Origin of the sequence: Hutsoniella sourekii ATCC 700629 (assembly GCF_000518205.1) — a bacterium.
Taxonomy (GTDB): domain Bacteria; phylum Bacillota; class Bacilli; order Lactobacillales; family Aerococcaceae; genus Hutsoniella; species Hutsoniella sourekii.
Genome location: NZ_KI912399.1, coordinates 129,666 through 141,886 on the forward strand (window position 1 = coordinate 129,666; position 12,221 = coordinate 141,886).

The 12,221-nt window shown below is 44.4% G+C and carries 11 protein-coding genes and 1 tRNA gene; 3 read left to right on the forward strand and 9 right to left on the reverse strand.

Going from position 1 to position 12,221, the window contains the following annotated elements; genetic code table 11:
• Nucleotides 1–4 precede the first annotated feature (4 nt).
• From phnE (T408_RS0109575) to T408_RS0109590, 4 genes are all read right to left on the reverse strand, one after another.
• Entirely contained in the window at nt 5–790 is a 786-nt protein-coding gene (phnE, locus tag T408_RS0109575; protein ID WP_051444877.1) for a phosphonate ABC transporter, permease protein PhnE, read from the reverse strand.
• Nucleotides 790–1,569 carry a phosphonate ABC transporter, permease protein PhnE gene (gene phnE, locus T408_RS0109580; protein WP_028119719.1) on the reverse strand — a complete coding sequence of 260 codons (780 nt, stop codon included), beginning with the start codon at nt 1,567–1,569 and terminating at the stop codon, nt 790–792. Before phnE (T408_RS0109580) ends, phnE (T408_RS0109575) begins: the two co-directional genes overlap by 1 nt.
• Nucleotides 1,570–1,579: 10 nt before the next feature.
• Nucleotides 1,580–2,416 (reverse strand): phosphonate ABC transporter ATP-binding protein, encoded by an 837-nt coding sequence (gene phnC, locus T408_RS0109585; RefSeq protein WP_028119720.1) that lies wholly within the window; start codon nt 2,414–2,416, stop codon nt 1,580–1,582.
• 73 nt (nt 2,417–2,489) lie between these two features.
• Nucleotides 2,490–3,407, reverse strand: a complete 918-nt coding sequence (locus T408_RS0109590) for a phosphate/phosphite/phosphonate ABC transporter substrate-binding protein (protein ID WP_028119721.1) — start codon at nt 3,405–3,407, stop codon at nt 2,490–2,492.
• 194 nt (nt 3,408–3,601) lie between these two features.
• Between T408_RS0109590 and T408_RS0109595 the strand changes: the two genes are divergently transcribed.
• Nucleotides 3,602–4,363: an SDR family NAD(P)-dependent oxidoreductase gene (locus tag T408_RS0109595; RefSeq protein ID WP_028119722.1), complete on the forward strand. Its 762-nt coding sequence runs from the start codon at nt 3,602–3,604 to the stop codon at nt 4,361–4,363.
• Between the two features lie 67 nt (nt 4,364–4,430).
• On the opposite strand, the gene T408_RS0109600 is transcribed toward T408_RS0109595, so the two are convergent.
• Entirely contained in the window at nt 4,431–5,672 is a 1,242-nt protein-coding gene (locus T408_RS0109600; protein WP_035420582.1) for an ArgE/DapE family deacylase, read from the reverse strand.
• Nucleotides 5,673–5,801: 129 nt separating this feature from the next.
• Between T408_RS0109600 and T408_RS0109605 the strand changes: the two genes are divergently transcribed.
• Nucleotides 5,802–5,886, forward strand: a tRNA-Leu gene (locus T408_RS0109605).
• Nucleotides 5,887–6,084: 198 nt separating this feature from the next.
• Here the strand turns inward: T408_RS0109605 and T408_RS0109610 are convergent.
• The 3 genes from T408_RS0109610 to apf all read right to left on the reverse strand — a co-directional run bounded on the left by T408_RS0109610 (nt 6,085) and on the right by apf (nt 10,160).
• A complete protein-coding gene (locus T408_RS0109610) occupies nt 6,085–8,259 on the reverse strand; it encodes a Tex family protein (protein ID WP_028119724.1) in 2,175 nt (724 codons plus the stop codon).
• Entirely contained in the window at nt 8,256–8,972 is a 717-nt protein-coding gene (locus tag T408_RS0109615) for a metallophosphoesterase family protein (RefSeq protein ID WP_028119725.1), read from the reverse strand. Before T408_RS0109615 ends, T408_RS0109610 begins: the two co-directional genes overlap by 4 nt.
• A 135-nt stretch (nt 8,973–9,107) precedes the next feature.
• Nucleotides 9,108–10,160 (reverse strand): aggregation-promoting factor, encoded by a 1,053-nt coding sequence (gene apf / locus T408_RS12360; protein WP_051444878.1) that lies wholly within the window; start codon nt 10,158–10,160, stop codon nt 9,108–9,110.
• Nucleotides 10,161–10,626: 466 nt separating this feature from the next.
• Between apf and T408_RS0109625 the strand changes: the two genes are divergently transcribed.
• Nucleotides 10,627–10,917: an ArsR/SmtB family transcription factor gene (locus tag T408_RS0109625; protein ID WP_051444879.1), complete on the forward strand. Its 291-nt coding sequence runs from the start codon at nt 10,627–10,629 to the stop codon at nt 10,915–10,917.
• Nucleotides 10,918–11,019: 102 nt separating this feature from the next.
• On the opposite strand, the gene T408_RS0109630 is transcribed toward T408_RS0109625, so the two are convergent.
• On the reverse strand, nt 11,020–12,189 hold the full coding sequence (locus tag T408_RS0109630) for a hypothetical protein (RefSeq protein WP_028119727.1): 1,170 nt from the start codon (nt 12,187–12,189) through the stop codon (nt 11,020–11,022).
• Between the last annotated feature and the right edge of the window lie 32 nt (nt 12,190–12,221).

A 12,221-nucleotide genomic window follows, 5' to 3' on the forward strand; every position in this document is an offset into this window, starting at 1 on the left:
CCTCCTATTTCAATCGTTTACGTACTTGAGTGCTCAACAAGTCAATGATGAGTACGACCACAATAATAGCCAATAAGATAATCGATACCCGACTCCAATTACGTTGTTGTAAGGCGAAGATGATCGGCGCACCAATCCCTCCGGCACCAACCAGTCCAAGTGTGGTCGCACTTCGAACATTAATCTCAAAATGGTTGAGAATATGTGAAGCCGCTAGAGGTAACACTTGTGGTAAACGGGCATACTGAAAGGCTTGAACACCTGATGCTCCGGCTGCCGTCATCGCTTCAACTGGCGCTTCATCCGCCCGGTCCAACTCTTCACTGATCAACTTACCTAGCATACCGATTAATTGAACCCCTAAGGCCAAGGATCCAGCAAAGGCTCCAGGACCCACGATCCGAACAAAGAGAATCCCATAAATCAAAGCTGGCACGGACCGCATCAAGTTCAAGAGCCCTCTACCCAAGCGGGGAATCAAGGTCCAAGAGCCCCAGACAGCATCTGAAGCCAAGAGTACAAAAGGAATACACAAGATACTTCCCACTACCGTTCCATAGAAGGCAATCGCGATGGTCTCTAACATCAGGTGGGTCAAGTCTTCAGAAGAGCCATCCCAGACATAAGACCAATCCGGGGCCAGTAAGCCCTTGAAGATATTGCCAATATCCGCCAGTCTTAGGTTGGATAAGTTGGAATAATCCAAACTCACAAAGGTGATAATTAAGATTAAGGCCAAGGCTAAGAGCAAGCTTTTGTGACTGGTTTTCATCTTAGAAATTGTAGGCATTAGATAACCTCCTTACGGATATAGTGGCTCAACCAACTGGTAAGGGCAACCATAACCAAGATAATTAAGATAATCAAGCTCACCCGTCCGAATTGGAAGAAGGATAAGGCCGAGTTCAACATAACCCCGATCCCCCCAGCTCCGACATAACCTAGGACAGCGGAAGCTCGAATGTTGACCTCAAAGGCATACAAGGCATAGCCAAAAACACTCTGATTCACCTGTGGCCAGACTGAGTTGACGGCAATTTGAAAGCGGGTCGCTCCGATAGAATCATCCGCTTCAATCGGCCCTTGGTCAATCGTCTCTATCGCTGCAAAAATCAGCTGAGACACCATCCCAAAGGTGAAGACTGCAATCGTTAAGACTCCCGTAAATTCACCAATCCCCACAATCGCCACAAAAATCGCAGCCAAGAGCAAATTAGGAATGGTCCGAATCAAGGAGAAAATCAAACGAAACAAATAGGTCACAAAATGATTACGAGTCACCACATAGGTTCCCAAGAACGCAGCAGGAATGGCAAAAACAACCCCCAAAAAGGTTCCCGCAACCGACATCAAGAGTGTCTCAATCATGGGTCCAATCAATTCTGGCAAATAGGACCACTCCGGCTTCAAAAAGCCAGACAAAAACATCGCGGCTTGATTACTATTCTCACTTACCTCTGACCAATCCGCATCAATCAGCGAGCCAGCCATCAGAAAGAGTAGAATTATCAAGAGAGTCAGACCTAGCTGTTGAGGAAGTTGATCATGAATGGTATCTTTACGCTTCATTGTCTACCTCCTATAACTGCTTAGCCAGTTGGTCTGCTAATTCTTGTTCAGCCTCGGCCTTAGCGGCTTCTTTGATTGCTGAGGCTTGATTGGCTTCTTCTTCCTTGAATATCTCTGCACCATAAATCTCTCCTAAACGTTGGTCTGTTGCCTCACTGGCTGGCCCATCAAAGACAACCTCCCCAGCCCGCATACCAATAATTCGGGTCGCATACTGGCGTGCTAGCGCAATCGAGTGGATATTAATAATGACAGTCCGATTATCTTCTTCATTCAGACGCTTAAAGTCATTCATGACGGTCTGAGAAGTCACTGGATCCAACGCAGATACAGGTTCATCCGCCAAGATAATATCTGCTTCTTGGACAATAGTTCTTGCTATCGAGACCCGTTGTTGCTGCCCTCCGGATAAGGCATCTGAGCGGACCTTTAACTTATCAGACAAATTGACCGTCGCTAGGGCCCGCTCTACACGCTCATAGTCTTCCTTAGAGAAGTGGCCGATTAGGGTCTGCCAATTGTTGTAGTAGCCTAAACGTCCGGATAAGACATTCTTTTGGACAGTATTCTTACGAACTAGGTTGAATTGCTGGAAGACCATCCCAATATGACGACGCATGCGACGTAATTCCTTAGGAGAAGCGTGAGTGAGAGACTCCCCATTAATGACAATCTCTCCTTCACTGATCTCATTCAAGCGGTTCAAGCTACGAAGCAAGGTCGACTTCCCGGCTCCAGATAAACCAATAATACAGATGAATTCGCCATCTTCAATCGTTAAGTTAATATTCTTCAGACCAACGACACCATTATCAAAGACCTTGCTGACATTTTTTATTTCAATCATTTTATTCCTCCATATGAAAAGACCGCACGCCCAAGCTCTCACTCTAGACGTGCGGCTCAATTAAGCGCAACGATTATTGTGCAGCAATCGCTGTGTATTCTTGGACTGTATCGTAAGACTCTTCTTTGGCTTCAGTATAGCCAACGTGTCCCCAAAGTGACATGATTTCCTTACCTTCTTCGCTATCAGCCATACTCAAGAAGGCTTCCTTGATAGCATCTCTTAGTTCTTGATCCATTTCAGGATGAACGGCAATCGCATCATTAGGAATCTCACCTTCCGTTAGGTAAAGAACACGTAGGTCCTTCATTAAGTCATTATCTGGGAAAGCATTCGCAAACACCACGCGAGTTCCTTCAAATGAGAACATGGCATCTTGCTGACCATTCAAGACCGAAGTGATCATAGATGGGATGTCATTAACGGTTGTTAGAGTAGCATCCTTGGTTGGATCCATGCCAGCTTGCTTTAATTCGGCTACTGGGTAGATGTAACCAGAAGCTGATGTTGGGCTCAAGGTAGCAATTTTCTTACCCTTCAAGTCTTCTAGGGTTTGAATATCGCTATCAGCAGGCACTAAAATCTCAGCCTTGAATGAACCCGCTGTCTCACCTTCGATTGGTAGACCTGTCTCATCATCATAAGCCCCTAATTCAGAGGTAAGAATAGCTTCAGCTGCATTCATTCCACGTGCTTGCACGTAAGCAGCTGGAGGCATAATCCCGAGGTCCACTTGGCCTGAGGCCATCGCTTGAACAATGGTTGAATAGTCAGTAGCTAGGGTAACCTTTACTTCACGACCTAACTTATCAGACAAATACTTAGCAAAAGGTTCAGAACGTGCTTCCATGGAACCATCGTTGTTTGTTGGAACAAATTGCACTTCTAAGGCTTCTTCTTGCGCAGCTACCGGACTAGCCGTTGCCAAAGCTCCGGATACTCCACTTAGTAATAATCCAGCAACAAATACTTTCTTTAATGCTTTAAACATGACTTTCTCCTTTTAGTCTAAATTTTTTATAACTCCATTATATCAGCAAATTGTAAATTTTATGTAAATTTGAACAATCTTTTGCTATTAATTTAGTGATTGTTCCCAAAAAATTGAATCGCTTACAAAAGATAGATCCAAAAGCTCACCCTTGTGATATAATGAACTTACCAAACAACAAAAGGAGATTTGAAATGGAATTTAAAGATAAAACAGTCATTGTCACAGGCGCCAGTTCAGGAATTGGCCATCAAGTCGCTTACGACTTCGCCAAGGAAGGTGCTAAGGTTATTGCTGTCGCTCGTCGTCAACAACGGCTAGAAGAACTTCAGGCCAGTTGCCAAGACTTTGAAGGGGAGATTCTACCCTTTGTAGCCGATATCACTGACAAGGATAAGGTTGTAGAGATGGTTGACTTTGCTGTCCAAGCTGGTGGTAGAGTAGATATTCTAGTCAACAACGCCGGCGTGATGGATAAGTTCAAGCCAATCGGTGAAGTGGATGATGATTTGTGGGAGTGGGTGTTTGAAGTCAACGTTGACGGACCTCGAAGAGCCATGACTCATACCGTCAATAAGATGCGAGAAGATGGTAAAGGTGGCGTGATTATCAACGTAGCCTCCATCGGTGGTGTCAATGGTTGCCGGGCAGGAGCTGCCTATACTGCTTCAAAACACGCGATTGTAGGGCTCACTCAAAATACGGCTTACATGTACGCCAAGGAAGGAATCCGTGCCTTAACGATTTGTCCGGGTGGAGTTGAAACAGAAGTTAACGATGATACAGAAGGAATGAGCGAATTTGGAATTGGTCGCGTAATGGCAGGACTAGACGCTAGCATGCGACAAGCCGTTCCTGAGGAAATCTCCTCCGTAGTCTTATTCAACGCCAGCGATAAAGCTTCATTTGTCAATGGGGCTAATATTGTTGTCGACGGTGGTACAAGCGCTAATTAATGAGATGACTACAAGCAATAAGCCCCCAGATAGAGTTTCTCTCTAATCTGGGGGTTTATTTGTTGGGCTAGTGGTCGTCAGCAACTAGATAATCAGCTATAATTCGCTGATAGATAGTAATAAAATCAAGGTATTGGTCGACTTGGATATATTCATCCACCTGGTGGCACAGCTGTAACTCACCAGGGCCATAGACGGCAATCTCTAATTGAGGATTAGCTTGGAAGAAGTTGGTCGCATCAGTGGCTCCCTTCATGGCCACTACCGGTAGGGTGATAGCTGATTCATCGGCAAATAACTGGTCCAGAACCTCTTGATCCTCAACGGGCCAATTAAGAAGAGGCATGGCTTCTTCTAAGACTGGACGAGTCACCTTGGGCGCGTTCTGCTGAATGGCTCGAATTAAGGCTGAATCCCTCGGCGCTTGAACCGGGCCAAAGTCATTAACCACCTCAAGTTCCAAGCGTGATCCTTCTTCTTGATTGGCTTGCTGGACCAATTCTTGAAGCAGGTCGGTAATCTGACCATGACTGAATTCAGGAATCGTCCGCATATCCGCTTCGTATTCGGCATAATCTGGCACTGAATTTACCTGATGCCCACCCTGAATCTTAGATATCGTATGCAAGGTCCGGCCTAGAATTGGATTTTCATAGGCTTGGTAGACTTGATCCATTGCTGGTAATACCCGGTTTATGAATCGTCTCAAATGATCGATCGCATTCATTCCCCGCTGAGGCGCTGAGCTATGAACGGCCTTGCCTCTGGAAATTAGTTTATAACTATAAGACCCTTTATGGGCATGAACCACCCCACTAGAGATCGGTTCGCCAAAGATAATCGCATCTAAATCATCAGCGTAGCCTGCCTGGCTCAAATCCTTAGAACCAGCAAAGTCAGTCTCTTCAGCTATGGTTACCAGTAGCCGCAAGGTTCCATGGAAATCAATCGACTCCTTAGCTTCAATCATGGCGGCGACCATGGCAGCTAGGCCACCCTTCATGTCACTGGAGCCACGACCATACAAGCGTCCCTCGTGGACCTCCCCGGCATAGGGTGGGTAGATCCAGTCCTGAACTTCACCACTAGCTACCACATCACTATGGCCACACAAGCCTAGCTTAGGCCCTTCCCCCTTGGTCACCTCAGCAACTAAGTTAGCCCGACCGGGCTCATGAATGACTAACTTGGACTCGATTCCGTGTTCAGCCAACCAGTCTTGAATATAGCGGGCAACCGCCTCCTCATTGGCATCAACAGTCGGGATTTGAATCAATTCTTGTAAGCGACGAATATAAGTTTCTTTCATTCTAGCCACCCTTTCTCTTACCTATTATAGCATAGGAAGGCTCCTTATTCTCATGAATATTTAATCATTCACTCTCACGAGTCATTGACAGATTATTAATTATCAGTTATACTATAAAAGTTAGATTAAGCGGTCATGGCGGAATCGGCAGACGCGCCAGCTTGAGGGGCTGGTGGGAGTTAATCCCGTGGAGGTTCAAGTCCTCTTGGCCGCATCCAGACGATCTATTAAGATCAAGCTCAAAAGACTAGACACGTCTAGAAGATGTGTCTAGTCTTTTTTATTGGCTTAATTAGAGTCTCCGTCTCCTCCAATCATTCAAAACTTTCTCCTTTGAAATCTTTTAATAAAGACGCCCCCAAAGAAGCTTTCCAGCAATCTTTGAGGGCGTCGTTCTAGCCATTAATCCCACTTATTTAACCAATCGCTTAAGTCCAATTCGGTGCTTGGCTAAGTCTAATTGAATCACTTCCACTTCAACAATATCTCCCACCGCTACCACTTCGGATGGGTGCTTGATGAATTTATTGGATAACTTAGAAATATGAATCAAGCCATCTTCCTTGACTCCAATATCCACAAAGGCGCCAAAGTCGACTACATTACGAACCACACCTTGCATCTGCATGCCTAGTTCTAAGTCTTCCATAGTTAGGACATCTTCTCTTAAGATCGGAGCGGGTTGACCATCACGGACGTCTGCCGTTGGGTGCTTAAGGCCTGCCAGAATATCTGCTAGCGACTCGCTTCCAAGTTCTTCAAATTCTTGGGCTAGTTGGTCTACGGATACAGCTTCCAAGCGGTCAGTCGCTTCAGAACTTCCCAAGTCGTCCAAGGCCACACCCACCTTGTCCAAGATGGCAGTAGCCACATCGTAGGATTCCGGGTGAATACTGGTCTGATCTAGAGGATTCTCGCCGCCTAAGATCCGGATAAATCCAACCGATTGCTCATAGGTCTTAGGCCCTAATCGCTTCACATCCTTGATCTGATCACGGCTTGTATAAGCGCCGATCTGATCGCGGTGGGCAATAATATTCTTAGCCGTCGTCTGGGTTAGACCAGAGACATGTTCCAAGAGTTGGATACTGGCTGTATTAATATCAACTCCAACTTGGTTGACGGTAATATTAACCACAAAGTCCAAGGCATCGGTTAATTCTTTCTGGGCCACATCGTGTTGGTATTGACCGACTCCCATTGACTTAGGATCAATCTTGATCAATTCAGCTAGGGGATCTTGTAGACGGCGAGCAATAGAGACTGCACTTCGCTCCTCTACTTGATAATCAGGAAATTCTGCCCGGGCAATCACACTGGCACTATAGACGGAAGCTCCAGCTTCATTAACTACAATAAACTGCGTATTCAAGTGGTAGTCCTTGATCATCTGGCTGACAAATTGTTCCGTCTCCCGGCTGGCTGTTCCGTTACCAATAGCAATCACTTCGACTTGGTGGTCGCTGACGGCCTTAGCCAAACTAGGGGCAGCGGCTTGTCTTTGGCTGGTGCTAGCCGGCTTATGCGGATAGATGACACCCTTATCCAAGACGCGGCCTGTTGGATCAATAATAGCCCACTTACAACCGGTCCGGTAGGCAGGGTCTAAGCCCATAATGACTTGCCCTTTAAGGGGCGCTTGTAGCAACAAGTGACGCAAATTCTCACCAAAGACTTCAATTGCCTGACGGTCAGCCTTCTCAGTCTGTTCATTACGCATCTCCCGTTCAATCGCGGGTTGAATAAAGCGCTTATAAGCATCCTCAATGGCAGCAAGTACTCGCTCAGCCTTTTCTTGTTCTAGGCCTTCAGCCACGAAGCGTTGGCGCATATAGTTTATAGCAGGCTCTTCATCTGCTTCCACCTTAACCGTTAAGACCCCCTCCTTCTCAGCCCGGTTAATAGCTAGAGTCCGGTGTTCAGGTAGGTCTGTTAACTTCTCTTTGAAATCATAATACATCTCATAGACTTCCTCTGGGTCGGCTTCTTGGTCCTTTAGTTTAGTGACCATCAAGCCATTGTAACGGATGTACTTGCGGATGAATTCTCTAAACAAGGCATTATCCGATACAGACTCAGCAATAATCTCATGAGCCCCCGCTAAGGCTGCTGTCACATCTTCCACTTCCTCATTGACGAATTGACTCGCCTTGTCTTCAATGCTCTGGTCCAAGCCAGGTGTTTGTAGCCAATCAGCTAGACCTTCTAGTCCTTGTTCTTTGGCAATCATAGCCTTGGTCCGGCGCTTTTGCTTGTAGGGACGGTAGATATCTTCTACTTGTTGCAAGGTCGCAGCCTGGTCAATGCTTTGGGCTAGTTCAGGGGTTAACTTATCCTGCTCATCAATCAAGCGCTTGACATCTGCCTTCCGGTCTAGGAGTTGGGTAATGGATTGGTGGGCCTGTTGAATATCATGGATTTGAACTTCATCAAGAGCCCCCGTTACCTCCTTACGGTAGCGGGCAATAAAGGGAATCGTGTTCCCTTCTTCTAACAAGTCCAAGACCGCTTGCACTTGCTTGGCTTTAATCTTGGTTTCTCGGGTGACTAATTGAATAATTTCTGCTGTATCTAATGTTTCGCTCACGCTTCATCCTCCAATATACTGATCGAATCTAATATTTCCTTGTCATTGATGGTTATGGCTAATAAGGCCCCACCAAAAACGGCTCCACCATCAATCCCAATCTTATCATCTTGAACCCAAGGTTGGTCTTCCTTACCAAATAATTGAATCGGTGTATGGCCAAAGATAATCTTCTTACCCGTTCGATTGTCCGCCTCAAAGAAAGGCTCACGAATCCACAGACAATCATCTTCAGATATCTGACGCCAGTCAGCTAAGCTCAAGTTAAGTCCAGCATGAACCATAACGAAGTCGCCAAATTCATAATAATAAGGCAGTTGGTCCAACCAGTCTCTCAGCCAAGGGTAGGCTTCTTGAACGAGCCTGGCTAACTCAACTAGATCAACTGGATCTGGTAATAGCTGATCTCCTAAGAGATCCTGTAGGGTCTCCATCCCACCATTATAGAGATAGAGGTCACCGTGTTCCTTAGGATAATCGAGAAAGTTCAAGAGCATCTGCTCATGATTGCCTCTCAAGCAAATAGCCCCGCGATAATCTGCCATCGACTTGACACGCTCTAGACAAGCCCTGGAACGGGGACCCCGGTCCACATAATCACCGATAAAGACCAATTGTTGGCGGCGGGGTTGCCAGTGTTCGATTATTTGGTTTAGGGGTTGGATCATGCCGTGAATATCTCCCACGACAAAGACTTCTCTTAACTCACTCATATCAGCCCTCCTTGAGTCCGTCATCTACTTATTATAACATAAGAGACTCATTGATAAAGCTCCTTTTAGGTGAGGCTGATAATACAAAAAAACACGAGCAAATCGCTCGTGTTAATCACTTTCTATTAGCTGGGATTAATACCAACCATTAGCTTCCCAGAAAGCCTTGGCTGCTGTCCATGAACCATAACGCTTAGCTACATAATCATCTGCTACTCGTTCTTGGTTTTCAGGTGAGTGGTCACCGTTTAGATAAGAATCAGTTAATTGGTAACGACCGATATACTTACCACTTGGGTTCACTGCGTTATAATCACCATTAGATTCTTTCTGGGCGATCCATTCCTTAGCTGCATGTTCAGCTCCGGATACATTAGAAGTATAAGTGCTGGTTGCAGGGGCTTCTTCTACAACTGGAGCTGGGGTAGCTTCAACGGGTGCTACTTCTTCTACTGCTGGACTAGCCACTGCTTCACTTGCTGCAGGACTTGCTTCAACCGCTGGAGCTACAGTTTCAGCAGGAGCCTCTTCTTCAACAGAAGCTACTTCTACTGGTGCTTCATTGACAGGAGCCGCAGACTCTTCTACCGCACTTGGTGCTGGACTTGCATCGGTCACTTCGGCTACCACTGGTTCTGGTTGAACTGCTGGTTCAGCGACTGCTTCTACGGACTCTTCAACAGGTGCTGTCCATTCGCTAACTGCTGCTGGAGCAACTACTTCTGCTTCCGCTTCAACGGCTGGAGCTGCTTGGTCATTATTAACGACTGCTGGAGCTGGCGTTGTGGCCGCAAAGTCAGTCCACTCATTAACACTTGAAGGCGCTAGCGTCTGGCTAGCTGGCTCAATCACTTCACCGGTCTCAAGCGAGTATGTAACTGGCTCTTGATCTTCTTCTTCAAAGGTAATTGTATATTCGTCAAAGTCAACAGAGATCTTCATTCCTGCTAAGATGAAGTCAGGATCTTCTATATCATTGATGACCATTAATTGTTCAACTGTTAAACCAAAAGCTTGAGCGATTGTTGATAGGGTATCTCCCCATTGAACAACATATTCATCAGTCGTTGCTGCTTGGTTAATTGAATCAAGGCTAGCAGTGGTTTGGGCTTGAACCGCTTGACTAGCTGGTAGTGTAGCAGAGACACCTGCGACTAGAGCTAAGATTGTTTTAAATGTTTTATTCATTATATAAATTCTCCTTTATGATTAGGGCTTATCATCTTAACTAGGGCTCCTGTCCACTAGTTTGTGAGGCGGAATAATGCTTCCGCTCAAGTACAAGTAATATCATAACGCCCCTCAAGCGGGAAAACAATAGCCTCCAAGCACTTGTTAACTAGCTTTAGCTGACTTGCAATCAACTGTCATAATTCCCCTAGCTAGTGCAATATTTGTTACCTTTTTGTAACAAAGTATCGCTTGGTTGATTATTTGATACTGGAATTGAATTCAGAACAAGCTGTTCTTTTTTTGTCAGATATAGAAAGCTAGCAAAATTCCCGCTCAAGATGCCTGGTCTTATAGCCTTTGTCATAAGGGGGCAAAGTTTGGATACCTAAGTGTATTAAATATTTAATCTTTTTTTAATTGTATCTAGCCATATTAATGTTAGAATAGGGGATGTTAGAAATGTATATAAGGAGGAATGTAGATGTCTAAGTCTATTGATGTAAATTCAGAGACTATCTTAGATGACGTTAGTGTCGTAAAAATTTTGGCGCACCCCATTCGTTATTCAATTGCCCTAGTTCTAGACGAGAATGGTGTAATGAACGTTAGCTCGATTCAAAATCTACTACAACTGCCACAATCTACTGTATCACAACATATCAGTAAGATGCGTGAAGCAGGCGTGGTAACAGCTAAACGTGATGGCACTAAGATTTACTATGAATTAACCAATCCGAAAGCGCAAAAAGTTATTGGAGCGCTTAAAAAGTAATTAAAGCGTTATGAAATAAGCCAAATAACCGGATTCCAATGGAATCCGGCTTTTTTATATAAAAAAAGCCTACTAATGTAGGCTTTTAGAGCTTATTAATAATTAGTTAGTCGCGTGGGATCCTTCTAGATAAAGATTTGAATCAGGTTGACCTGCCCCAGCATCTCCACCTTCGTTACCAGTAGAAGTTCCTCCATCATAAGAATGGAAGTTCTCTGAAGTACCTCCAGGTTGATTACCAGAAGACTCTTGATTGCCGGTTGAACTTGAACCAGTTTCAGGAGCAGAGCTAGATTCTACTTTTGATTCATTAGCTTGTGGGGTGGATTGTGAACTCTCAGATTTTTTATGTTCAGCTGAAGAACCTGCATTCTCATCTTTTTTATTCTCAGTTGCAGATGATGATTGAGCACCTGAATTATTCGAGCTACTTGAAGATGATGAACTTGCCACTTGATTTTGGCGTTGAGGTGTTACTGCTGATCCAGAACTAATGGTTCCTGATTGTCTTGAATAGTCAGGAGTATAATTATTTTGAATATAGCGATTGTAATTTGATGAAGCAGATTGAGTTGTGGTTTCTTCCTTATCTGTAGATTCCGCTGACTCTAAAGATTCGCTGCTTTCGTCAGATTCTTTTTCTTCTTCTTTTTCTTCGCCTTCAATAGGGATGATATTTTCATTCTTAGTAGAAGCAGCTAATAAGAAATATTCATTCGTGTGTTCATTCTTGACTTCGAATAGAACAATATCATTATCGCTTGGTAAATTCTCAGCAACCGCTTCTACGATTTTTTGAATTGATTTTACAAAATCCTTATCTTCATCTGTTGCTGTTCTATCTTGGATACGGCTATAAACGTCCATTAGAACAGACATATAAGCTTCATTGCTCGGATTAACAACGATTTCTGTATGCGGTTTTGAAATAGCTTCCTTAACTTCCTCAGATGGATTAAATTCATCGTATTCCCCAGCTATTGTTACTACATCATCATACTGGTTAACCACAGCTAAATCTTCATTTACATTAAATAATTCCAAAAGCTTAGCTTGAATAGCTTTGTAAATCTCTTCTTCTGTCATACCTTCAGTATCGATTTTTGCATCAATTTCTTTTTCTTCAGATTGAACAGATTCTTCCGATTCAAGTTCAATTACACTCACTTCTTCTTCAGCAAAAGCAGCTGAAGCTGGAATAACTGCTGCAGATACAGAAGACAGTAAAATCCCACTCGAGATTAATGAAAGTAATGATCTAGATAATTTCATATATTAACACTCCTTATTGTTGATAATTTCAT